We start from the raw sequence: 21,555 nt of genomic DNA, 5'->3' as shown, positions 1-21,555 counted from the left end.
TCGAAGTCGGCACCACAGATCGTGAACTGTGGCGAAACGCTACAGCGCCGGACGACGGTGTGAAAACAGCTGTAGTTCGCACGGATGACGAGTGCGTGGCGCGGGCGCGAGACGCTCGGGCGCAGCGCTGACCTGCGAGAGCATGCGATCGGACCGGCGACCGGAATAGCGTCGCCGAGCCGGACGTTGGGTAGCCACGATGTGCCGAGTGCACCCGTGACGGTGAGAGCGAGGAGTGGCAGTGCTGCGGATCAGCCGTGAGCTGGTGGACCAGATGATCGCGCATGCACGTGCCGATCACCCCGACGAGGCGTGCGGGGTGATCGCCGGTCCCGAGGGCTCCGACGAGCCACAGCGATTCATCCCGATGGTCAACGCCGAACGGTCACCGACCTTCTACCGATTCGACTCGCTCGAACAACTCAAGGTGTGGCGGGAGATGGACCGCCGCGACGAGGAGCCGGTGGTGATCTACCACTCGCACACCGCAACCGAGCCCTACCCCAGCCGTACCGACGTGTCGTACGCGAGTGAGCCCGGCGCCCATTACGTCCTGGTGTCCACCCGCGAGCCCGACACCGACGAGGTCCGCAGTTACCGGATCCTCGACGGGGTGGTCACCGAAGAAGAGATCGAGATCAGGAGCTGAGCAACCATGGCGGTAACCGTGTCCATCCCGACGATCCTGCGTACCCACACCGGTGGTGAAAAGCGGGTCGACGCAACAGGATCGACGTTGAGTGAACTCATCGACAACCTGGAGTCGGCGAATCCGGGGCTGCGTGAACGGCTGGTCGCCGATGGCAAGCTGCATCGTTTCGTCAACATCTACGTCAACGACGAGGACGTCCGATTCTCCGGTGGTCTGGACACCACCATCGACGACGGGGACGAGGTCACCATCCTGCCCGCGGTGGCCGGCGGTAGCGCCACGTCGTGACCCGCTACGACTCGCTGATCGCCTCGGTCGGCAACACCCCGCTGATCGGTCTGCAACGGCTCTCGCCGCGCTGGGACGACGATCCGACGCAGGGCCCGCACGTGCGGCTGTGGGCCAAACTCGAGGACCGTAACCCGACTGGTTCCATCAAGGACCGGCCCGCTCTGGCGATGATCGAGGCGGCCGAACGTGACGGCACCCTGAGGCCCGGGGCGACGATCCTGGAACCCACGAGCGGCAACACCGGGATCTCGCTGGCGATGGCCGCCAAGCTCAAGGGCTATCACCTGATCTGCGTGATGCCGGAGAACACCTCCGAGGAACGTCGATCGCTGCTGAAAATGTATGGTGCCGAAGTCATCTCATCACCTGCGGCAGGCGGTTCGAACACCGCGGTGCGGGTGGCCAAGGAACTCGCCGCCGAGCACGACGACTGGGTGATGCTCTACCAGTACGGCAACGAGGCCAATTGGCGCGCGCACTACGCGGGCACCGGTCCCGAGCTGTATGCCGACCTGCCCGAGATCACGCACTTCGTCGCCGGGCTCGGCACCACCGGCACCCTGATGGGGGTGGGACGGTATCTGCGTGAGCGCGACCCCGACATCGAGATCGTGGCCGCCGAACCGCGCTACGGCGACGAGGTCTACGGGCTGCGCAACATCGACGAGGGCTTCGTGCCCGAGCTCTACGACGACTCGGTGCTGACCCGGCGATTCTCGGTCACCGGGATCGACGCCGTCGCCCGGGTGCGCGAACTCATCGACGCCGAGGGCATCTTCGCCGGGATCTCCACCGGCGCGATCCTGCAGGCCGCGCGGGGGATCGGACGTAAGGCGCTCAAGGCGGGTCAGCGCGCCGACATCGGTTTCGTCGTGCCCGACGCGGGATGGAAGTATCTGTCGACCGGGGCCTACGACGGTAGCCTGGAAGAGGCCGAGCAGGCACTGGAGGGACAGCTCTGGGCCTGAGGGCCCGATCCGCCTCAACCGCACCCGACCGACCACTGCCCCTGACCGACACCCGCACCCGACCGACACCGTAATCCGACCGACACCGCAATCCGACCGGCCTCGACGCCGGCGTCGAGGAGAACACCATCAACGCGACCCAGACACCGGGAGCGCCGCCGACGCGGCGCCCGTTGTGGCAGCGCTCGGCGCTGGTCATGGTGTTCATCGTGATCGGCCTGATCATCGTCGAGGCCATCGACGCCGCGACCCACTACGACCTCGATTCGGCCGGCATCGAGCCGCGTCGCGTCGACGGACTCGACGGCATCGTGTGGTCGCCGTTCCTGCACGCCAACTGGGACCATTTGTGGACCAACCTCGCGGTCGGGGTGGTCCTCGGATTCCTGTTGCTGCTGGCCCGGCGCTTCCTGTTCGTCACCGCGGTCGTCTGGATCACCTCCGGGCTGGGTGTGTGGCTGTTCGCGCCGAGCGGATCGGTGACCGTCGGGGCGTCCGGGGTGATCTTCGGCTGGCTCGCCTACCTGCTGGTTCGTGGATTGTTCAACCGCAACCTCTGGCAGATCCTCGGCGGGCTGGTCCTGCTGCTCGTCTACGGGTCGGTGCTGTGGGGCGTGCTGCCGACCGATCCGACCGTCTCGTGGCAGGGACACCTGTTCGGGGCCATCGGCGGCGTTCTCGCCGCCTGGTTCCTCGCCGACCGCGACCGGCGTCGCCGACCTCCGAACACCGCACCCGCCGGCGGCCCGCCGATGCCGGGGGTGTCGCGATAGCCACCCCAGGACCCGACGCCCCGATCGGCATCTTCGACTCCGGCGTCGGCGGGCTCACCGTGGCCCGCGCGATCATCGACCTGCTCCCCGACGAGGACATCGTCTACATCGGCGACACCGCCAACGGACCCTACGGGCCGTTGACCATCCCGCAGATCCGCAAACATGCGTTGGCCATCGGTGACGAGCTCGCCGAGCGCGGGGTGAAGGCCATCGTGATCGCGTGCAACACCGCGTCGGCGGCATGTCTGCGCGACGCCCGTGAGCGCTACGCGCCGATCCCGGTGATCGAGGTGGTCCTGCCGGCCGTACGGCGTGCGGTGGTGGCCACCAAGACCGGTCGTATCGGGGTCATCGGGACCGAGGCCACCATCGCCTCCCAGGCCTATCAGGACTCCTTCGCCGCCGCCCGGGACGCGGAGATCACCGCGGTCGCCTGCCCTCGGTTCGTCGACTTCGTCGAGCGCGGTATCACCAGCGGACGCCAGATCCTCGGCTTGGCGCAGGGCTACCTCGAGCCGCTGCAGGAAGCGGGCGTCGACACCGTGGTGCTCGGCTGCACCCACTACCCGCTGCTCTCGGGCGTCATCGCCCTCGCCATGGGCGACGAGGTCACTCTCGTCTCCAGCGCCGAGGAAACCGCCAAGGATCTCTTCGCCGTGTTGACCCGCTCCGACATGTTGCACCCGCACACCGACCGCGCCGCCGAACGCGTGTTCCAGGCCACCGGGAATCCGGAATCGTTCGCGCGCTTGTCAACTCGGTTCCTCGGCCCGACCGTCGGCTCGGTGGCCCGCATCTGAGGTGACCGGCGGGAGTCGTTCACCCGCCGACTTGTGATCGGATACCCGGCCACCATGACGCCCACGCATGGCAAGGTAGGGCTATGCGTGTCACGGTGCTCGGTTGCTCGGGAAGTGTGGGTGGACCGGGTGCAGCCTGTTCGGGCTACCTGTTCTCAGTGCCCGGCGAGCAACCCGTGCTGATGGACTGCGGACCCGGCGTCTTCGGCGAGCTGATGCGGGTGTCCGATCCCGACAACATCGCGGTCGTGCTCTCCCACATGCACGCCGACCACTGCCTCGATCTGCCGGCGATGATGGTCTGGCGCCGGTACGCCCCGCCCGGACCGGCACCGGAGAAGGCCCCGCTCTACGGCCCGTCGGGGGTGGCGATGCGAATCGGCGCGGCGTCCTCGGAATTCCCCGGCGAGATCGACGACATCAGCGACACCTTCGACGTGCACGAGTGGGCCGACGGGATGGAGATCACGCTGGGCGGGATGAACATCCACGCGATCAAGCTCGATCACCCGCCGGAGACCTACGGGCTGCGCGTCGCCGGTCCGGAGGGTCACGTGATCGCTTTCAGCGGCGACACCGGGCCGTGTGACGAACTCATCGATCTCGCTGCCGACGCCGACCTGTTCCTGTGTGAGGCGTCGTGGACCCATGATCCCGGCAACCGCCCCGAGCATCTTCACCTGTCGGGTATCGAGGCCGGTGAGGCCGCTGCGAAGGCCAACGCGAAGGCGTTGGCCATCACCCACGTCGCGCCGTGGTGCGACGCGTCGGTGATCATGGCCGAGGCACGCAGCACCTTCTCCGGTCCGGTCGAACTCGTCCGGCAAGGACAGATCTTCCACTTCTGACGCCCCGACGGCGTCATTCGGCTCGGTGTCTACAGTTGATCGGGTGACGACACGCGCTGACGGCAGGGCCGACGACGAACTCCGACCGATCACCTTCACCCGCGGATTCACCTCCCATCCGGCCGGATCCGTGCTGGTGGAATTCGGGCAGACCAGGGTGCTGTGCACCGCCAGCGTGACCGAGGGTGTGCCGCCGTGGCGTCGGGGATCGGGCCTGGGGTGGCTGACCGCCGAATACGCGATGCTGCCCGCCGCCACCCATGAGCGGTCTCGCCGCGAATCGGTCGCCGGCAAGGTCGGAGGCCGCACCCACGAGATCAGCCGACTCATCGGACGCTCGCTGCGTGCCTGCATCGACCTTGCCGCACTGGGCGAGAACACCATCGCGCTCGACTGCGACGTGTTGCAGGCCGACGGCGGCACCCGGACCGCCGCGATCACCGGTGCGTACGTCGCGCTCGCCGATGCGGTGACCTGGCTGGGTGCCGCGGGCAAACTCTCCGACCCGCAGCCGTTGTCGTGCATGATCGCCGCAGTCAGCGTGGGCGTGGTCGACGGCCGGGTCCGGCTGGATCTGCCCTACGAGGAGGATTCGCGGGCCGAGGTCGACATGAACGTCGTGACCACCGACGCCGGCACCCTGGTGGAGGTGCAGGGCACCGGTGAGGGCGCGACCTTCCCGCGTGCCACCCTGGAGAAGCTGCTCGATCTCGCCGAGATCGGCACCGCCAAGCTCTTCGAGGCGCAACGCGCGGTCCTCGACGAGCCGTACCCGGGCGAGTTGCCGACCGCATGAGCGCTCCTCACTCGGTACCCCGGCGGGTACTGTTGGCCAGCCGAAACGCCAAGAAGCTAGCGGAGCTGCGACGCGTCGTCGACGCCTCGGGCATCGTCGGACTCGATGTCGTGGGACTCGACGCGGTCCCGGAGTACCCCGAGGAACCGGAGACCGGTGCAACCTTCGAGGAGAACGCGCTCATCAAGGCGCGCTCGGGAGCGCGTGCCACCGGACTGCCTTGTCTGGCCGACGATTCCGGGTTGTCGGTGGACGCCCTCAACGGTATGCCGGGAGTTCTCTCGGCCCGCTGGAGCGGACGTCACGGCGATGACGCCGCGAACAACGAGCTGTTGCTGAATCAGATCGCCGACGTCCCCGACGAACGTCGCGGGGCCGCGTTCGTCTCGGCCTGTGCACTTGTGATGCCCGACGGTACCGAGACGGTCGTGCGTGGTGAATGGCGCGGAACCATCTTGCGAGAAGGTCTCGGCGCCAACGGTTTCGGCTACGATCCGCTGTTCGTCCCGGACGACGCGGCGGCGACCGGGCGGACTTCTGCGGAACTGTCGGCGCAGGAAAAGGATTCGCTGAGTCACCGCGGTAAGGCGTTGGTGCAGTTGGTACCTGCGCTGGCGGCGCTCGCCGCCTCCGACTGAGTCCGCCGTGGTTTACGTCGAGGCGTCGGAACGGAGCCGTCGGTCGGTCGCCGCGGCCCGGGCGGTGATGGCGCGAGAGGGTGTGGCCGCCACGACACTTCGCGCCGTCGCTGCCGAGGCCGGTGTGCCTCTCGGAACCCTGCAATATGTCTTCCCCACCAAGGAAAAGCTGGTCAAGGCCGTCATCGAGGATGTGGTGGAGGAGATCGCCGCGTTGCTCGCCGCGTCCCTGCCGGTGGAGGGCGGGCTCGCGAGGGCGATCCGCGACGGTGTCGCACTGTTCTGGTCGACTCTCGTGACACCCGATGTGCGACTGCAGATCGTGCAGGGTGAGCTACTCAACCACAGCCTCCGAAAGCCGGGGTGGGAGCACCTCGCCGCGTGGCAGTACGAACGCTATTGCAGCGTGCTCGTGCAGTGGTGTGAGCGGGCGGCGCAGGGGGCCGGCGAGACCACCACGGTGCCGATCGAGCGGCTGGCGCGCATTCTGCTCGCCGGAATCGACGGCATGACCCTGCAATACGTCTGCGACCCCGACGACGACCGCGCCGAGAGTGATCTGGCGTTCTTCGTCGAGACGGTGATCACCGCAGCCGGCATCCGACCCGCACGCTGAGAAACGCCATTGCCTTTCGAGCCCGTCCGGCCCTAAAGTCAGTCATACGACTGACTGAGGAGTTTGATGAGTGACGATGTCGATGTAGTGGTGGTGGGGGCGGGGCTGTCGGGTCTGATCGCGGCCCGCGCGCTTCGGCGATCAGGGTGCGACGTCCTGGTACTCGAGGCCGGCGACAGATGCGGTGGCCGGGCGTACTCGGTGACGTCGAGTCTCGGCTCGCGACTGGACCTCGGTGGTCAGTGGGTGGGGCACGATCACCACCGGCTGATGGCTCTCGCCGACGAACTCGGTGCAACCCGATTCACCATGCACACCCCGACGATGCCCAGCATCGCCGACGGCTCCCGACGTGTGCGGGTGACCTCGGCGTCGGTGCTCGCCGCCGTGTCGGGTCTCGCCGCCGTGAGTGCCGTCCGCCGCGTGCGACGTCGGCAGACGTGGGCGACGACGAGCGTGCAGAGCTGGCTCGACCGCCTACCCGGGGGCGCCCGACGACTGCTCGAGGTCGTCGCCGCGATCTCGTGGACCGCCGACCCGCAACGGTTCTCGGTGCGGACCATGATGAGCCTCATCGACGTACAGGGTGGTCTGGTGACCATGCTGTCGACGAAGGGGGGTGCCCAGGACGGGCTGGTCGTCGAAGGGATCGGATATCTCGTCGACCGACTCGTCGACGATCTCGGCTCGGCGGTCCGCACGAACTGCGTCGTCACCGGGATCGAGCGGTCCGATGACCGCGTCGTCGTTCGCACTGCCTCGGGCGACATCGGCGCCTGCGAGGTCATCGTGGCCGTACCGCCGCCGGTCGCGGCGCGGATCACCCACCACCCGCCACTGCCGGCCGAGCGGATCTCGATGGAGCACGGCGCATTCATGGGCTCGGTCTACAAGGCGATCGCGGTGTACCAGACCCCGTTCTGGCGGGTCTCGGGCAACGCCGAGATGATCCTCCTCGACCGTCCCGGTGTCGCCGTCTTCGACACCTCGCCCCCGGGCGGCCCAGGCCATCTGTGCCTACTCGTCGGCGGTGCCGAGGCCCATGACCTCGATGATCTCGATCCGGAGGAACGACGGCGACTTCTGTTGGGCAGGATCGCCGGTCATCTCGGGGACGCCATCCGCGAGCCGGTCGACTGGCACGAGAAGGCGTGGCACCTCGATGATCACGTCGTCGGCGGCTACATTGCCGTGCCGCAACTCGGCGCCGGTCACGATGAGCTGCCGATGTCGTCGCAGGCAATCGGGCGCGTCCGCTGGGCCGGAGCGGAGACCGCGAGTGAGCACCCCGGGTATCTCGACGGCGCAATCGGTGCCGGTGAACGAGCGGCCGAGGAAGTGACACGCGCGCTGCGAACGGGGGCCTGACCGGCTCGCGGGATGGTTGACTACGGGGCGCGACCGCCGGCGGCGTCAGGGCCTACAGCGACTTGCCGCCGAGGCCGTACTCCTGCTTCACCTCACGGGTGCGGATGTGCTCGAAGTAGAACGACAGGAATGGGATCGTGCCGGCGATCGCCGTCAGCACGATCTTGCCCAGCGGCCAGCGCACCTTGATGGCCAGATCCACGGTCATGATCAGGTACACGAAGTACACCCAGCCGTGCACGATCGGTACGAAGTCCAACGAGTCGACGCCGAAGCCGTACTTGACGATCAGCTCGACCACCAGCAGCAGCAGCCACAAGCCGGTGACCCACGCAAGGATGCGATATCGCAGGAGCGCTCCCTTGACCTTCTCGACGGGAGTGGCGGTGGGCTGGGCGGTCTGGGTCACTTGCGGCGGTCCTCACTGACAGATGAATCGGGTGTGGCGGTGGCCAGGTGTCCGTCGCCGTGTGCACGATCGGCGGCGCTGAGCTCGGCCAGATACCTGTTGTACTCGCGGAGTCCGGCGTCGTCATCCGCGACGGTCGATTCGCGCAGCGACGAGGCGCTCGGGGTGCTCGCGCGATCGGGGAGCAGGTCCTCGGGGATCTCTGTCATCCCCTTGGCCGCGGTCGCCCTCTGCAGTTCCTCGGGGTCGCTCTCCAGGACGACGAACCGTCGATAGGCCCACAGGAACGCGAAACCGAAAGCCGGCCACTGCAACGCGTAACCCAGGTTCTGGCCGGTCCCGCCGGCCTCGTAGGTGTCCCACTGCCACCACGCCAGGCCGAGACAGACAATCGCGGCAACCACCACCAGCACCAGGAGTGCGGGGCGGTGCCGTCGACGGCCGGGCTGCGCGGACATACCTACGACGGTACCTGGCCTGCGCCGATGAGCTGCCGGGCGGTCCGGGTGATCTCTGTCTACATAGCCTCTCGTGCGGGTCACTGCCCGGTCAACAGGAGGACCTTCCCGACGGAGTCCGCCGATTCGAGCAGCGCCTGCCCACGCTCGGCATCGGCGAGCGGAAGCCGTGCGGAGATCACCGGCGCGACGAGGCCTTGCTCGACCAGCGGCCATTCGTCGGCGGCCACCGCGGCCACGATCTCGGCCTTCGATCCCGGACCGGTCAGGGGTCGGTTGCGGACGTTGAGTCCGATGATCCGGGCCCGTTTGCCGATCAGCGCGGCGACGTTGACCTCGCCGGTGACGCCGCCCTGCATCCCGATGATCACCAGTCGTCCGCCCACGGCGAGGGCGTCGATGTTGCGCGACAGGTAGCTGCCGCCCATGATGTCGAGGATCACATCGGTGCGCCCGGCCAGCTCGGCGGCGAAATCCTGTTCGCGATAGTTGATCACGAGGTCGGCACCGAGCGCTCGGCAGCGCTGGGCCTTGTACTCGGAGCCGACGGTCACCGCGACGTGCGCTCCGAGGGCCTTGGCCACCTGGATCGCGTGGGTGCCGATACCGCTACCACCGCCGTGCACGAGCAACAGCTCGCCCGCGCGGAGCCCGGCGTCGGCGACAACCGTGGACCAGACCGTACTCGCCACCTCGGGCAGCGCTGCGGCGTCGACGAGCGACACCCCCGACGGCACGGGAAGCACCTGGGTCACCGGGACGACGGCGTAGTCGGCGTACCCGCCACCGGCGATGAGGGCGCACACCTGCTGCCCGAGTGCGGGGGAGTCGGGGCCGATGTCTCGACCGAGCGCGACGACGGTGCCGGAGATCTCCATGCCCATGATGTCGGTGATGCCGGGCGGTGGTGGATACAGCCCCTGGCGCTGCATCAGGTCGGCACGGTTGATCCCGGCGGCGGCAACGCGGAGGAGTACCTCGTCGGGCCCTGGTGTGGGAGTGGGGATGTCGGCGACGGTGAGGTTCTTTTCAGCGTCGATGACGATGGCGTGCATGGTGGACAGTACCGAACTCAACGGAGTGGGGCTCGTCGGACTGGGGCTCATCGCGCCGCCCCGACCGAGAACGGGACCGGCATGTGCAGTGCGGCCTGCGCCGACGTCGTCGCGTCGAAGCGGATGGTCCGCAGCGGCTTGAGGGAACGCAGAGCGTCGGCCATCCGGCCCTCACCGACAGTCAGATCGAAACCCCTTGGGAACAACGATGTTCCGGTCGCCAGGAGGTTGGTCTGATTGAGCGTGGAGTGCCACGATCCGGCGCGCCGGGTGTAGGAGGTGAGGGTCGAGACCCGCTCACCACTGGTGAAGTTCTTTTGCGCGGGAGTCGATGCCGTGAACACGACGTCGGTGCCACCGGCGTCGTTGGCGATGCGTGCCGAGGTCCGGGTCGAGTCGATGCTGACCTGAAGGTCGGTGACCCACTTGGGAAATCCGTATCCGTCGTGGCCACGCACCTGCGCGATCTCGGTGTTGACCGGTAGCGAGAGCACATACGAGTGCAGGTGATCGTTGGCGAGGGCCGACGCGAGATCGGCGATGCCACGCCCACCATGGCGGGCCGGACGCACCGCGACCCCGACAGCGGCCTCGGTGTAGAAATCGATGTCGCACACGTCGTATCGGAAGAACATCACCGACACCAAACCGAGGCCGGGTACGACCTTTAGGGGTGCGAGTTCGCTGGGGATGTGAGCGCGGATCGCGCGACTCGGGGCGAGCATGGTGAGCCGAGCCGAGGCCATCGCGTAGTAGAAGTTCGGCGTGCGAGTGATGCCGATCGGCGTCTCCACCTGCGTTTTCGGGAGAGTCCGGAAGAAGTCGACGCCGGGCACGCCGGGCATGGCCGCCACCTCGTCGAGCGGTGCGTCCATCCGGTGGCGGTCGAACATGCCGCCTCGCGGCACCGAGACCAGGCGTCCGCCCACGTCGATGTCGACGGTGTCCTCGGTGGTGTTGGGGATGGTCATCGAGTTACTCCTCGCGCGTATGTATGCATTGCTCACATGAGGGTAGGGCGATAAAGTGAACGCTGTCAACATTGACGACCTGGCTGCGGATCGAGCGAGGTCAGTGGCGCAGGGACGCCAACACGACGGAGCGGATCGTCGAGTCGATGGCGTCCGGAGTCGACGAATCGAGCTTGCCGTCGAGGAAGAGGAATGCGAGGCCGTGCACCAGCGCCCATGCGCCGGTGGCCGTGGCATCCGGTGTGTCCGAGGGGATTGCGCTCGTCACGACGTCACGGAGATAGGCGTGGATGGCCTCGACCGCCTCGACGCGTTCGGTGTTGTCGGTGTCGCAGACGCCGCCGAACATGATCCGGAACAGGCCGGGCCGGTCGATCGCGAAGTGGACATAGGCGACCGCGATGTCGGCGAGATCCTGAGCGGAACTCGGATTCCGGTGCGCTGCTTGCAGAGTGATGGTCAGTTCGCGATAGCCCACCGCAGCCACCGCGGACAACAGGGCGTTGCGGTCGGCGAAGTGGCGATACGGGGCGCCGGTCGAGACCCCCGCCCGGCGCGCCACGGCTCGCAGCGACAGATCGGCGTCTGCGCCCTCGGCGTCGACGAGCTCGATCGCGGCACGAACCAGCGCGGCGGGCAGGTCGCCGTGGTGGTAGGCCGAACGAGGGGGCATGAAGCGAAGTGTATCCAGGCCGGCGGATGAAACGCCGCGTCGCCCGCAGGGTGTGGGCGTGGGTTGACGGCGGGTACCCTCGGGCTTAATGTATGCAGCGTATACATTGCGCCCCGCAGAACGCGGGCGCACGAAACCGAACCCACAGGAGCGTGTCTCGTGGCGACTCGCATTCTCAACGTCGTCACCAACGTCGGGCACTACGACGACCCGTCCCACCCGACCGGCCTATGGCTCTCGGAACTCACGCACGCGTGGCAGGTCTTCGACGACCGCGGCTTCGAGCAGACGATCGTCAGTCCGCACGGCGGCCATGTCCCGTTGGAGCCGCGATCGCTGAAGTTCCCCAACTACGACAAGACCGCAAAGGCCTGGCATGCCGATCCTGCGCGCATGCAACTGCTCGAGACCACCGCGGCACCCGACGAGATCGACTCCGCCGACTACGATGCCATCTACTTCACCGGCGGTCACGCGGTGATGTACGACTTTCCCGAAAGCGAAGGGCTACAGCGGATCACGCGTGAAATCTTCGAGCGGGGAGGAGTCGTCGCCTCGGTCTGCCACGGCTACTGCGGTCTGCTCAACACCACCCTGTCCGACGGCACACTCCTCGTCGCCGGCCGCAAGGTCACCGGCTTTGCCTGGCAGGAAGAGGTGCTCGCGCGAGTGAACAAGCTGGTGCCCTACAACGCCGAGGCGGAGATGAAGAAGCGCGGCGCCCTGTATGAGAAAGGTCGACTGCCGTTCGTCTCGTACGCGGTTGTCGACGGCAATCTCGTCACCGGCCAGAACCCCGGATCGGCCAAGGAGACGGCTCTCAAGGTCGCGGCGCTGCTCTGATCGCAGTCGATTCCGTCGATCGCCGACGTGGGCGGTAGTCTGATTCGGCACGCGCGAGTGGCGGAATTGGCAGACGCGCTGGATTTAGGTTCCAGTGTCCGGAGGACGTGGGGGTTCAAGTCCCCCCTCGCGCACCATATGCCATGAGTCGCGACATCGTTGGCGCACGATGTCGCGACTCATGGCGTTTCCCAGGGTGTGTGTGGGTCAGAGGGCGCCGTACTTGTCGATGATCGGTGCAAGCAATTCGGCCGCGCGCACCCCGGTGATCACGTCGTCGTTGCTGACCTTGGTGATCACCTTGGATTCGGCGTCCTCGTAGACGTGTTCGCCGATGAGCAGACCCTCCTCGGTGTAGGGCCACACGAACGCCAGTGTGCGACGCACGAGGTAGTAGGCATCGGCGTCGTACTGGGATTCCGGCGACGGATCGCTACCGACCGCCGCGAAGACGTTGTCGCCGAGAAGCGCTCCGGGAACGAACTGATTGAACTGGGCTTCGCCGCTGAAGCCCCAATCGTTCACCGCCATCTTCTGCTTCCCCGTCCACATGACCAGCATGTCCATCTCCGCGAGCTGCTGATAGAAGGTGCGCACCGCGTCCATGCCGTCGAGGATCACGCCCTGCCCACCCTCGAACAGCCGATAGTGCGGGTGGCGGACGGTCATCGAGGGCGCCAGCAGGTCGTCGTAGCGGCCGGAGACCTCGAGGAGTCCGTGGCGTCGGTAATTGATCAGGATCTTGCGGTGCAGCGGGTTGTCGAGGCTCTCGATGAGCACATCCACGTCATCCATCATGTGGATGAACTCTTCTTCGTACGGGGTCTGAGCGGTGGTGTTGCTGCTTGCCTGGATTGTGGTCATTCGATTCTCCTCATTCTGATTCCGTGCGTCGCGCGGCCGGCAGCGCGCGCATTTCGAAACGCTTCGACGACGTGGCGTCGGCGCAGTGGGCGACGTGGCCCGCGAGCGGTTGTGCGGGCTGAACGGGCTGAGCACCCCGCCACAAACGCTGATCTGAGTGAAGCGCCCGACGCAGCGCGAAACCATGTCCAGTTCGGCGACTTCGTTCATCGATCGCTTAACAGCCCAGGTCACAAGACCGGCATCGCAGTGAGGGCTGTCACAATTCGTTTAGACTGACCGATCGTGGACCTCAATTTGCGTCTGGTTCGGCGCCTCATCGCCGTCGTCGACGAAGGACATTTCGGACGGGCGGCCGAACGGAGCTTCATCAGCACACCCGCGCTGAGCCAGCAGATCCGAAAACTCGAACAGTCCCTCGGAGTCGATCTGATCGATCGCACCTCCCACCCCGTGGTCCCGACAGAGGCGGGGCGTGCTTTTCTGGCCGACGCCCGGCTGGCCCTGAACGCCGCGGACCGAGCAGTGGCGTCGGCGGAGGCCTTTCGGCGTCGGGCCGCAAGCTCGGCACGTCTGGGATTCATGACCGCGAGCACCGGTATCCATCTACGCGAGGTACTCGACGAACTACAGCGGACGATGCCCTCGGCGACAGTGCAATTGCTGGAACTCCCTTGGCCCCGACAGATTTCGGCGGTTCGCGAGAGTCAGGTCGACGCTGCACTGGTACGTCCGCCGGTCACCGACACGAGCGGCTTGCGCTTCGATGTGGTGGTGCAGGAGCGGCGGGTTGCCGCGCTGCCCACCGGCCACCCACTCGCGGCTCGAACATCCATCGGCATAGGCGAACTCGACGACGAGCTGCATGTCGCCGACGATGAGGCAGATCCCGCATGGGTGCGCTGGTGGGCGTGCGACCCGCGTCCCGGTGGAAGGCCGGTGCGGTACGGGCCATCGGTCCAGACGATGGATGAGCTGCTGGAGGTGGTCGCCGCCAGGCAGGCGATGGCGATCACCGGACAGTTCGTCGCCGATGCCTACCGCAATCCCGGGGTGGTATTCGTCCCGATCGAAGGCATCGATCCATGTCCATTGTCGCTGTGCACGCGCGCCGATGATTTCTCGCCTCTCGTGAACGCACTTCGGCGCGCCGTTGCGTCGGTTCGGATCGGGCGCAACGCAACTCACTGACCTGACGGGGTTGTACGTCGGTGTAACAGTCGAGGACCTGAGTGGTGGAACGGTCGGGGACCTGGACCGTTACTCGTCTGCTTAACGCCGAACGGGCAATGCGACATGGACTTTCCGCGCTTCCGATCAGAAGGTGGTGAGCGTCACACGACGCTGTGTGATTCATCCAAAGGAGTTCATTCGATGACGAACCATCTGTGTAGGGAGCAACGCGCATGACCACTCGCGTAGCCATTGTCACCGGCGCCGCCCGTGGCCTCGGAGCTGAGATCGCACTGCGCCTGGCCGCCGACTATGACGCGCTCGTTCTCGCCGACCTCTCGGCGGAACACCCTGAGCGGGAATCAGATCCACGTTGGCAGGAGGTCGACGCCGATGTGGTGCCGATCGCCTGCGACGTGCGCGATGCGGCCGCCGTCTCGGCGATGTTCGACACGGCCGCAGAGGCCGGGACCCTGTGCGGCCTGGTCAATACCGCGGGCACCGGACTGTTCACACCGCTGGTCGAGATCGATCAGGAATTGTGGGACAGCACGTTTGCCGTCAATGCTCGCGGTACCTTCCTCACCTGCCAGGAGTTGGTGAAACGGGCCGACGGAGCCGCCGCGATCGTCAATATCGCCTCCATCGGCGCCCGGCTCGGCAATGAGATGCTCACCCACTACGGGGCGTCGAAGGCCGCTGTCATCGAGCTCGGCCACAGTGTGGCGCGAGCGGGGGCGCTACGCGGGATTCGTTGCAACACGGTGCTTCCCGGTCTGATTCTCACCGATATGTGGCGTCAGACCATTGCGTGGCTGCGCGGTCGCGACAGTTCCCTGGAGGGAGTCTCTGACGACGACGTTTTCGCCGGTTTCGTTCAGCAGATGGTGCCCATGGGTCGGCCCCAATCTGCGGGTGACATCGCCGAGATGGTGGCCTTCCTGCTCAGCGACAAAGCCCGCAACGTCACCGGACAGTCGATCGCCGTCGACGGTGGGGCGGTCATGAGCTGACGGCTCATCCCCGGGGCTGACGGAGCTCGCGTACCAGGAGCGAGGTGAGTCGGTATACCCTGCCGTCGATGTCGGGTCCGACGAGACCGCTTCGGACCCAGTGATATTCCCGGGGTGCCGTGTCGGTCGGCGCGCGGTGGGGCGCCGACCGACACGGCGACTACGGGGGAATGTTGGTGAGATGCGATTTGACGAGGTGCCGACCGTTGTGGCCGTGAGCGGCTGCTGGGCTGCGGTGGCGACTCGGTGTCGCGGGTCCCTGTCTCTGCGGGGGTTCGCTGGAGGTGGGGGAGTACATCGTCGTCAATCGAGCAATGCGGCAGTCTGTACGCGGCTGCCGATCGAGCCATTGGCTTGCCCTACCCCCGGTGTTCGTGATTGGCTACCGGAGTAGATTTGCAATGCCAAACCTATGATGTACGAGTACGTACGTGGTGGAGGGTTGTGTCCTGTGAGCGATTGGCACACGACCTGTCACCGTGCTGATCGAGTCGCGTGTTCGTTCTCCAAGGGCGATATGCGGGTTCGGAGATTCAGATAGTCGGCGCAGCAGGTTTTTCTGGACCGGTGAGGGGGCGACAGGGTGGGTATTGGTGCACAACGTTGGCGGGAGCTGGCCGTCGGCGCTGCAGAGGTCCTGGGCGAGGAGTGGGTGCTCTCCGGGAAGGGCGCCTCTACTCGGGTGGTTCGGGCGCCCGTTGGCTGGTGGCTGCAGTTCGTCGGCTACGAAGACACCCGCCTGGGCAGACTCGTCGCTTACAACACGTTCCTGGGCCGACCGCCGCATGCGTCTAAGACAGGAGATGCACATGGCGTGTCGAGTGAACACTTCATAGTCTCGGGTGAGGATCGGCCTCGCTTTTTTGAGGAGTTGAGTTCTCCCGAGGCTGTCGCAGAATGGGTGACTGCAGTGACGTGCGAAAGGCTGGACCTGACACCGGCCAACCTCGCGGACGACCTGTCTGAGATGGAGGTAGTCAAGGCTCGGCGTGAGGCTCATGGACAGTTCCTTTTCGAGGGGCCGGCATTACAACTGCTCGTGTCGATGCGAGTCGTGTGCGGGTCGCGTTCTCGTGACGAGTTGGTCAGCGATATTGACTCGGTGCTGGCCGATCCGTTCCTTGAGCGGTACAAGCCGTATGCGTCGACGCGAAAGAACCCGCGTACCTATCAGGGGTACTTCACCGCTTTGCGGGATGCGGTGGCCGGCGGTGATCGAGGTGCTGTCGAGTCGGTGGTCCGGGAGGCCCGCATCGATAGCTTGCAGTTGCTGGGTGTCCCGAATGAAGCGATCGGTGATGTGGTGTTCCCGGAATCGCAGGTGTCGTTCTGAGTGCCTACGGGACCGTTCGCCGATGTTCTCGATCAGGTTGCTGCGCAGCGGCTATCGGATCATTTCCGCAAGGTGCTGAGCCGTTGTCCACTGGGTGCACAGATGCGACGCTTTCCGATGCATGACCCGCTCGCTGAGGGCGGCGCAGTCGATGAGAATGTGGCGGCGAGTCGTCACGGGCCAGAATCTGATCCAGACCGGATGAGGTAACTCAGGCGCCGGCCGGAACGAACTCGGGATCATGGAAGGTGGGGGGTCTGGTGGCAGTACGTTACCCATATATGCGGTCGAATGTGCTCAGTGCAGTGACGATGATCGCACACGCGCGAGATGAAAATTACTGGACGTCGGAAAAGCATTTGTCGTCGTATTCTCCGGGGTTGTGTATTGAGATTCTCTACGATCTCTGCGACGTCTTTCCTCGGCCGATTGATGCGGTCGGCACGGTAATCTACGCAAATGAGGTATCCGCTTTCAATGGATTGTTTGTTCTGTACGATCCGTTGGTCGATGATTCTGAAGTCAACGACGGCGAGGGGCAAACCGGCGATCCACGATGGCCGGCGGCGGAAGCAGCGGCGCGGGATGTGATGCGCAAGATGATCGAGAACAACTACGTGAATGCAGACTTCACCTGGCTGCTGGGGTGAACTGCATGCCGAAGTCGCAGGCGCCGAGGGAACCCTGCGAGGTCACACGGGACGACGCCTGCCGACCGGCAGTCGATCGAGCACAATCAAGCCATGCGCACCGACAACCCCTGGACCCTGCTCGGGTCGACGATCCCCTACGAGAACCCGTGGATGCGTGTCCGCGAGGATCGGGTGATCACACCTCTGGGAACCGAGGGCATCTATGGCGTGGTGGAGTCCAACGATTCGGTCATGATCGCGGCACTCGACGATGCCGACAGGCTCTACCTGGTGCGGACATTCTCCTATCCGTCACAGCAGTGGCACTGGGAACTGCCCGGGGGCGGCGGTGACGGTCAGGAGGCACTGGCAGCCGCGGCGCGAGAGCTCCACGAAGAGACCGGGATTCGTGCGTCGGCGTGGGAAGTGCTCGGCCGGACACGCGTGTGCAACGGGCTCATGACCGAACGGATGGCCACCTGCCTCGCGCGCGACCTCACCTTCGACGGTGAGCAGGAGGTCTCCGACGAGCAGTTCGACACCGCTGAGTTCTTCACGATGACCCAAGTCGACGAGATGGTGGCCACCGGCGCGGTCGACGACGGACAGAGCATCACGGCAATTCACTTGGTGCAGAAGTGGATCGACGAGGCTCGCCGATGAGCGCGGTCGACCGGTTCTAATTGATGCCCGGGATCCGGATCGGTAGACCCGGGATGACCGGCGCCGGCGTCGACGTCGGCGAGGACGCTCCGCGCCGTGGCGCGCTCGACGGCGCGGAACTCGACGGTCGACCCGGCCGGACGACGGTCGGCGTGGTCGTACTCGCCGACGGCAAGACGGCGTTGTCGCGATTGACCTGCGCGCCGCGGCCGGTCCCGGTCGTGTCGTCCTCGCTCAGGCACATCGAGCGGATCACGTTGTGGTAGTTGACGAGCCCGTAGGTCAGAGGCAGTGCCGCCACGGCGCCGATGGCCCGCGTGGGGGAGAGGAAGCCGACGGTCGGGCTTCCCAGGATCTGACCTTCGGCCAAGCCGCCGACCGTGGTGAACAGGTACAGCGACAGGTAGTACGAGTAGTAGGCAGCCGTCAGCGACTTGGTGACGGTCAGGTCGGCGACGCTCACGGTCTCGAACGGATTGTCGCCCTGATCGAGGTTGTGCTTGAGGCCGATCGTGATGTCGAGCGGGGCGCCGCCGACGTAGGGGATCAGACTGCCGATGAGCGAGGCGAAGGACTCGAGTTGTGTGAAGTCGGCCGGGTCGGCGGGAATCAGGTTGTGCGGCACCCGGGTTGCCCGCATCTTCGCCAGAATCGCGTTGGTCTCACTCACGATCTTCTGCTTCTGGGCATCGGTGGTGACCAGTTGCTGCGCATACTCGCCGGTGCGGGTGACGATGCGACTCAACGGCAGCGTGCCGATCTGCCGGCAGTTGTCGTTGTCGGCGAGCGCGAGCTGTCCTGCCGCGGCACGCACCACCGCGGGGATGTCAATGTGGTAAGTGGCGTCGTCGCTGGGGCGCCCGGCCTGCTCTCGCTGATCCTCGGTGACCCGGGCGACGCACTGGTTCATCACCATGTTGGAAATCCCCTGGTACAGATACTGCGAGCCCAGGACACCGCCCTGTACGGCGAGTTGCAGGATGGTGTTGTACGTGAAATATCCCTGGTAGCTGTCGAGCGCAGTTCCGGCCAACGGACTACCCAGGAACGGGGTGAGCTGGGCGGCGAGCTTCACCGGTGCGACGACGGTGACGAACAGATACAGCCACGCCGTCTCCACCGCCTGGGTCAGCGTGATGTTGCCGAGCGGGATCGCCTCGTTCTCCTGGCCGTCGCGAACCTTCAACAGCTGCGTGACAATCCACTGCGACACCGGACCGCGGTAGGTCATCGACGGATCGGCGGAGTCGGCGCCGAGAGCCATCGGGTTGTCGGAGATCGCCAGCGTCGAGATGTTCAGGCGCTTCATGTCCCGATGCGCGGCATCGCGTGCGGCGTAGGCATTCTGGCGTAGCTGCGGTGGCAGCGAGGGCAACAGCGATTCGAACAGCGAGTCATACACCACCGACAAACTGGTGAACTCGCCGCTGACGCAGACCGTCGCCTTGCCTCGGTTCTCCTGCAGGGGCGCGAGCAACGAGCGCGGGCTCTGCGCGATGCGGTCGATCCGCTCCTGATAGGTCTCGGGCTCGGGAGTCTTCGGGGATTTCGGGGCCGCCTTCTCGGCGACCGGTGTGGGAGCGGGAACCAGCGCCGGATTGATCACCGCCGCAGTGCCGTTGGAGGTGAACGCGCTCGCCGAGAATGCCGTGAGCGTCGCCACCGCCGAGACCCGTACGGCCCACGTGCGAGTGCGTCGCGAGCGTCGATTTCCTACCGCACCAACCGTCTTCACGCGCACTCCTCTGACCCCCCCGAACAGACATCCGGCCTCGGCTCTCCGACATGTGCCCGGGTGGGCATCGAGGAGCGTCCTCGCGCGGAAACCGAAAGTAAAGTTAGCATAACCTTTGTATGACGAGCCGATCGTGACCGCAATCACGATCGGGGTGTGCTGTGTCGGGGGGAAAGACCACGTCGACGAGTAGATCGTCAACCAAGGTTGACCCCCGGTGAGCTCCGGTGAATGATGATGCCATGCGCACAAGCCTCGGACCAGACGAATCTGGCGGCCCCGACAACCCGGTGACCGCACTGGCTGCCGTCGCCCGGCGCCGTGCCGAAATCGCTCGCGACGAGGAGGTCGCCGTCCGGCGAGCCCGCGCGGCGGGCCTTTCCTGGGCCGAAATCGGTGTGTTGCTTGGTGTTTCCAAACAGGCCATGCACAAGAAGTATCGGAGCGTCGGCTGATGACGACACTGCCTCTGCAGTCGCGCCCGGTGGTGGTCGCCCTCGGAGCCGACCTACGCGCCGCCGGCTACACCGCGGACGGGGTGGCGGAAGCACTCGGTGACGACGCCAACGACGCGCTGGGCCGCGGGGTCTGGTGGCCCGCATTGCGCGCGGCGCGACCCGGCGGCCCCCGCGAGTCACTGTCGACGTTGATCAGACTGTTCCTACTCGGCTCCGACGAGGACGGGCCGACGCTGGCAGCGGCCTTCCCGAGCACCGGCGTGCCGGCGCTGATCGCCGAAGGCGTCGTCGATCAGCGTCCCGACGGCCGATACCGCGCGATCCTCGATATCCGTCCCCACGCCGACGACACCAACGACTTCCTCGTCATCTCCGATCAGGACGCGGCGATGCGCAGCGGACCGGTGGCCCACGACCACGTGCTCGGCATCGGTGGAGCGTCGATCTCGTTGGCGCGCGCGGTGATCCGCGACCGCGTCGACACCGCCCTGGATCTCGGCACGGGGTGCGGCATCCAGGCACTGCATCTCGACGCCCACTGCGGGTCCATCGTGGCCACCGACACCAATCCACGGGCGCTGGCCTTGGCCGCGGCCACCGCAACGCTCAACGACATGACCTGGGATCTGCGGGCGGGCAGTCTGTTCGAGCCCGTCGCCGGGGAACGGTTCGACCTGATCGTGTCCAACCCGCCGTTCGTGGTCGGGGCCGGCGCACAGGACTACATCTACCGTGATTCCGGACGGGCCGGTGACGCTCTGTGCGCCGAGCTGATCGCCGGATTGCCGGACCACCTGACCGACGGTGGAACCGCCCAATTGCTCGCCAACTGGATGGTGCGCGACGGCGCCGACTGGCGGGACCGCGTCGGCGGCTGGTTGGCCGGCACCGGACTCGACGCCTGGGTGGTGCAACGGGAGCTCGCCGACCCGATCAGCTACATCTCCCTGTGGCTCTCCGATGCCGGCGAGGACCCCGACCAGGTCGCCCGACGCGGCTCCGACTGGCTCGATTGGTTCGCCGAGGAGAAGATCACCGGAATCGGCATGGGCGTCATCACCGTTCGCAAGCGCGCCGGCTCGCGGTCAACCGACGGCGAGCACATCCTCGAAGAGATCACCGCTGCGGGGGAGGAGGTGACCGGACCCGAGGCCAAAGCCTTCCTGGACCGGCGCGCCTACCTGCGTGCCCACGACGACGACCACCTGTTGACGGCGCGGCTGGCCTGTGCGCCGGTGTTCTGCGAGACACAATCGTTGCCGGGCGACGACGGCTGGCAGGAGATCGGGTCGGCGGTGCGGCGCCCCGGCGGGCCGGGTGCTGTCCTCGGCGTCGACGAGGTGTCGCGAGCGCTGCTCGCCGGATGCCGCGGAGCGGTCGAACTCGGCACCCTGATCGATTTGCTTGCCGCGCACCACAGTGTCGATGCCGACGCACTGGCACAGGCAGCACTTCCCGTGGTCCGCGACGCGATCGGCCGCGGAATCCTCTTCGAGGTTCGGTGAATTGTCCGATCCCGCAG

At 66.2% G+C, this 21,555-nt stretch carries 25 protein-coding genes and 1 tRNA gene; 19 read left to right on the top strand and 7 right to left on the bottom strand.

From position 1 onward, the window contains the following. Positions 1-241: 241 nt before the first annotated feature. The 10 genes from QNM97_RS14265 to QNM97_RS14220 all read left to right on the top strand — a co-directional run bounded on the left by QNM97_RS14265 (position 242) and on the right by QNM97_RS14220 (position 7,753). Entirely contained in the window at positions 242-649 is a 408-nt protein-coding gene (locus QNM97_RS14265; RefSeq protein WP_006371569.1) for a M67 family metallopeptidase, read from the top strand. Between the two features lie 6 nt (positions 650-655). Then, positions 656-940: a MoaD/ThiS family protein gene (locus tag QNM97_RS14260; RefSeq protein ID WP_006371568.1), complete on the top strand. Its 285-nt coding sequence runs from the start codon at positions 656-658 to the stop codon at positions 938-940. Beyond that, the gene (locus QNM97_RS14255) at positions 937-1,911 is read left to right on the top strand and encodes a PLP-dependent cysteine synthase family protein (protein WP_283819099.1); all 975 of its coding nucleotides are present in this window, start codon (positions 937-939) and stop codon (positions 1,909-1,911) included. Before QNM97_RS14260 ends, QNM97_RS14255 begins: the two co-directional genes overlap by 4 nt. Before the next feature lie 173 nt (positions 1,912-2,084). Next, the gene (locus tag QNM97_RS14250) at positions 2,085-2,684 is read left to right on the top strand and encodes a rhomboid family intramembrane serine protease (RefSeq protein ID WP_283819098.1); all 600 of its coding nucleotides are present in this window, start codon (positions 2,085-2,087) and stop codon (positions 2,682-2,684) included. Next, positions 2,681-3,487 (top strand): glutamate racemase, encoded by an 807-nt coding sequence (murI, locus tag QNM97_RS14245; protein ID WP_283823200.1) that lies wholly within the window; start codon positions 2,681-2,683, stop codon positions 3,485-3,487. Before QNM97_RS14250 ends, murI begins: the two co-directional genes overlap by 4 nt. 83 nt (positions 3,488-3,570) lie before the next feature. Beyond that, entirely contained in the window at positions 3,571-4,335 is a 765-nt protein-coding gene (locus tag QNM97_RS14240) for a cyclic nucleotide-degrading phosphodiesterase (RefSeq protein ID WP_283819097.1), read from the top strand. 43 nt (positions 4,336-4,378) lie between these two features. Next, complete coding sequence (rph, locus tag QNM97_RS14235) at positions 4,379-5,131, top strand: ribonuclease PH (protein WP_006371563.1); 753 nt, start codon at positions 4,379-4,381, stop codon at positions 5,129-5,131. Further along, positions 5,128-5,769, top strand: a complete 642-nt coding sequence (gene rdgB / locus QNM97_RS14230) for an RdgB/HAM1 family non-canonical purine NTP pyrophosphatase (protein WP_283819096.1) — start codon at positions 5,128-5,130, stop codon at positions 5,767-5,769. The genes rph and rdgB overlap by 4 nt, the downstream gene beginning before the upstream one ends. Before the next feature lie 7 nt (positions 5,770-5,776). Further along, complete coding sequence (locus QNM97_RS14225) at positions 5,777-6,385, top strand: TetR/AcrR family transcriptional regulator (protein ID WP_283819095.1); 609 nt, start codon at positions 5,777-5,779, stop codon at positions 6,383-6,385. Positions 6,386-6,451: 66 nt separating this feature from the next. After that, positions 6,452-7,753 carry a flavin monoamine oxidase family protein gene (locus tag QNM97_RS14220; RefSeq protein WP_283819094.1) on the top strand — a complete coding sequence of 434 codons (1,302 nt, stop codon included), beginning with the start codon at positions 6,452-6,454 and terminating at the stop codon, positions 7,751-7,753. Positions 7,754-7,805: 52 nt separating this feature from the next. Here the strand turns inward: QNM97_RS14220 and QNM97_RS14215 are convergent, their stop codons facing one another. From QNM97_RS14215 to QNM97_RS14195, 5 genes are all read right to left on the bottom strand, one after another. Further along, a complete protein-coding gene (locus tag QNM97_RS14215) occupies positions 7,806-8,162 on the bottom strand; it encodes a DUF3817 domain-containing protein (protein WP_006371557.1) in 357 nt (118 codons plus the stop codon). After that, positions 8,159-8,620, bottom strand: coding sequence for a transcriptional regulator (locus QNM97_RS14210; protein WP_208795840.1), 462 nt, complete (start codon positions 8,618-8,620; stop codon positions 8,159-8,161). Before QNM97_RS14210 ends, QNM97_RS14215 begins: the two co-directional genes overlap by 4 nt. An 80-nt stretch (positions 8,621-8,700) precedes the next feature. Continuing rightward, positions 8,701-9,675 (bottom strand): NAD(P)H-quinone oxidoreductase, encoded by a 975-nt coding sequence (locus QNM97_RS14205; RefSeq protein ID WP_283823199.1) that lies wholly within the window; start codon positions 9,673-9,675, stop codon positions 8,701-8,703. A 47-nt stretch (positions 9,676-9,722) separates the two neighbouring features. Then, entirely contained in the window at positions 9,723-10,646 is a 924-nt protein-coding gene (locus QNM97_RS14200; RefSeq protein ID WP_283819093.1) for an acetoacetate decarboxylase family protein, read from the bottom strand. A gap of 100 nt (positions 10,647-10,746) precedes the next feature. Next, positions 10,747-11,319, bottom strand: a complete 573-nt coding sequence (locus QNM97_RS14195) for a TetR/AcrR family transcriptional regulator (RefSeq protein ID WP_283819092.1) — start codon at positions 11,317-11,319, stop codon at positions 10,747-10,749. A 159-nt stretch (positions 11,320-11,478) separates the two neighbouring features. Here QNM97_RS14195 and QNM97_RS14190 point away from each other — a divergent pair, with 159 nt between their 5' ends. Both QNM97_RS14190 and QNM97_RS14185 read left to right on the top strand, forming a co-directional pair. After that, positions 11,479-12,162, top strand: coding sequence for a type 1 glutamine amidotransferase domain-containing protein (locus tag QNM97_RS14190; protein ID WP_208795843.1), 684 nt, complete (start codon positions 11,479-11,481; stop codon positions 12,160-12,162). 51 nt (positions 12,163-12,213) lie between these two features. Continuing rightward, positions 12,214-12,299: transfer RNA gene (locus QNM97_RS14185), tRNA-Leu, on the top strand. 70 nt (positions 12,300-12,369) lie between these two features. Here the strand turns inward: QNM97_RS14185 and QNM97_RS14180 are convergent. Continuing rightward, a complete protein-coding gene (locus QNM97_RS14180) occupies positions 12,370-13,026 on the bottom strand; it encodes a hypothetical protein (protein WP_283819091.1) in 657 nt (218 codons plus the stop codon). Positions 13,027-13,311: 285 nt separating this feature from the next. Between QNM97_RS14180 and QNM97_RS14175 the strand changes: the two genes are divergently transcribed. The 5 genes from QNM97_RS14175 to QNM97_RS14155 all read left to right on the top strand — a co-directional run bounded on the left by QNM97_RS14175 (position 13,312) and on the right by QNM97_RS14155 (position 17,840). Beyond that, positions 13,312-14,217, top strand: coding sequence for a LysR family transcriptional regulator (locus QNM97_RS14175; protein WP_283819090.1), 906 nt, complete (start codon positions 13,312-13,314; stop codon positions 14,215-14,217). Positions 14,218-14,432: 215 nt separating this feature from the next. After that, positions 14,433-15,212, top strand: a complete 780-nt coding sequence (locus tag QNM97_RS14170; protein ID WP_283819089.1) for an SDR family NAD(P)-dependent oxidoreductase — start codon at positions 14,433-14,435, stop codon at positions 15,210-15,212. A gap of 583 nt (positions 15,213-15,795) precedes the next feature. After that, positions 15,796-16,545, top strand: a complete 750-nt coding sequence (locus tag QNM97_RS14165; RefSeq protein ID WP_283819088.1) for a hypothetical protein — start codon at positions 15,796-15,798, stop codon at positions 16,543-16,545. A gap of 260 nt (positions 16,546-16,805) precedes the next feature. Then, entirely contained in the window at positions 16,806-17,195 is a 390-nt protein-coding gene (locus QNM97_RS14160) for a hypothetical protein (RefSeq protein ID WP_283819087.1), read from the top strand. Positions 17,196-17,288: 93 nt separating this feature from the next. Then, positions 17,289-17,840: an NUDIX domain-containing protein gene (locus QNM97_RS14155; RefSeq protein WP_283819086.1), complete on the top strand. Its 552-nt coding sequence runs from the start codon at positions 17,289-17,291 to the stop codon at positions 17,838-17,840. A 16-nt stretch (positions 17,841-17,856) separates the two neighbouring features. On the opposite strand, the gene QNM97_RS14150 is transcribed toward QNM97_RS14155, so the two are convergent. Next, a complete protein-coding gene (locus QNM97_RS14150) occupies positions 17,857-19,575 on the bottom strand; it encodes a hypothetical protein (RefSeq protein WP_283819085.1) in 1,719 nt (572 codons plus the stop codon). 242 nt (positions 19,576-19,817) lie between these two features. On the opposite strand from QNM97_RS14150, the gene QNM97_RS14145 reads away from it, so the two are divergent. Further along, positions 19,818-20,030, top strand: a complete 213-nt coding sequence (locus QNM97_RS14145) for a hypothetical protein (protein ID WP_208796106.1) — start codon at positions 19,818-19,820, stop codon at positions 20,028-20,030. Then, positions 20,030-21,538, top strand: coding sequence for a DUF7782 domain-containing protein (locus tag QNM97_RS14140; RefSeq protein ID WP_283819084.1), 1,509 nt, complete (start codon positions 20,030-20,032; stop codon positions 21,536-21,538). Before QNM97_RS14145 ends, QNM97_RS14140 begins: the two co-directional genes overlap by 1 nt. Positions 21,539-21,555: the final 17 nt, after the last annotated feature.

Source organism: Gordonia sp. L191 (assembly GCF_030077625.1).
In the GTDB taxonomy this organism is placed as follows: Bacteria; Actinomycetota; Actinomycetes; order Mycobacteriales; family Mycobacteriaceae; genus Gordonia; species Gordonia polyisoprenivorans_A.
Note: the sequence above shows the minus strand (reverse complement) of the source record. Positions and strands in the feature narration are given on the sequence as shown.

Bases quoted from the DNA above. Each gene is read 5' to 3' on its own strand.
- QNM97_RS14170 (WP_283819089.1), top strand. From the start codon at position 14,433: ATGACCACTCGCGTAGCCATTGTCACCGGCGCCGCCCGTGGCCTCGGA.
- QNM97_RS14200 (WP_283819093.1), bottom strand. From the start codon at position 10,646: ATGACCATCCCCAACACCACCGAGGACACCGTCGACATCGACGTGGGC.
- QNM97_RS14180 (WP_283819091.1), bottom strand. From the start codon at position 13,026: ATGACCACAATCCAGGCAAGCAGCAACACCACCGCTCAGACCCCGTAC.
- rdgB (WP_283819096.1), top strand. From the start codon at position 5,128: ATGAGCGCTCCTCACTCGGTACCCCGGCGGGTACTGTTGGCCAGCCGA.
- QNM97_RS14260 (WP_006371568.1), top strand. From the start codon at position 656: ATGGCGGTAACCGTGTCCATCCCGACGATCCTGCGTACCCACACCGGT.
- QNM97_RS14220 (WP_283819094.1), top strand. From the start codon at position 6,452: ATGAGTGACGATGTCGATGTAGTGGTGGTGGGGGCGGGGCTGTCGGGT.
- QNM97_RS14240 (WP_283819097.1), top strand. From the start codon at position 3,571: ATGCGTGTCACGGTGCTCGGTTGCTCGGGAAGTGTGGGTGGACCGGGT.
- QNM97_RS14155 (WP_283819086.1), top strand. From the start codon at position 17,289: ATGCGCACCGACAACCCCTGGACCCTGCTCGGGTCGACGATCCCCTAC.
- QNM97_RS14140 (WP_283819084.1), top strand. From the start codon at position 20,030: ATGACGACACTGCCTCTGCAGTCGCGCCCGGTGGTGGTCGCCCTCGGA.
- QNM97_RS14205 (WP_283823199.1), bottom strand. From the start codon at position 9,675: ATGCACGCCATCGTCATCGACGCTGAAAAGAACCTCACCGTCGCCGAC.
- QNM97_RS14195 (WP_283819092.1), bottom strand. From the start codon at position 11,319: ATGCCCCCTCGTTCGGCCTACCACCACGGCGACCTGCCCGCCGCGCTG.
- QNM97_RS14145 (WP_208796106.1), top strand. From the start codon at position 19,818: ATGCGCACAAGCCTCGGACCAGACGAATCTGGCGGCCCCGACAACCCG.
- QNM97_RS14210 (WP_208795840.1), bottom strand. From the start codon at position 8,620: ATGTCCGCGCAGCCCGGCCGTCGACGGCACCGCCCCGCACTCCTGGTG.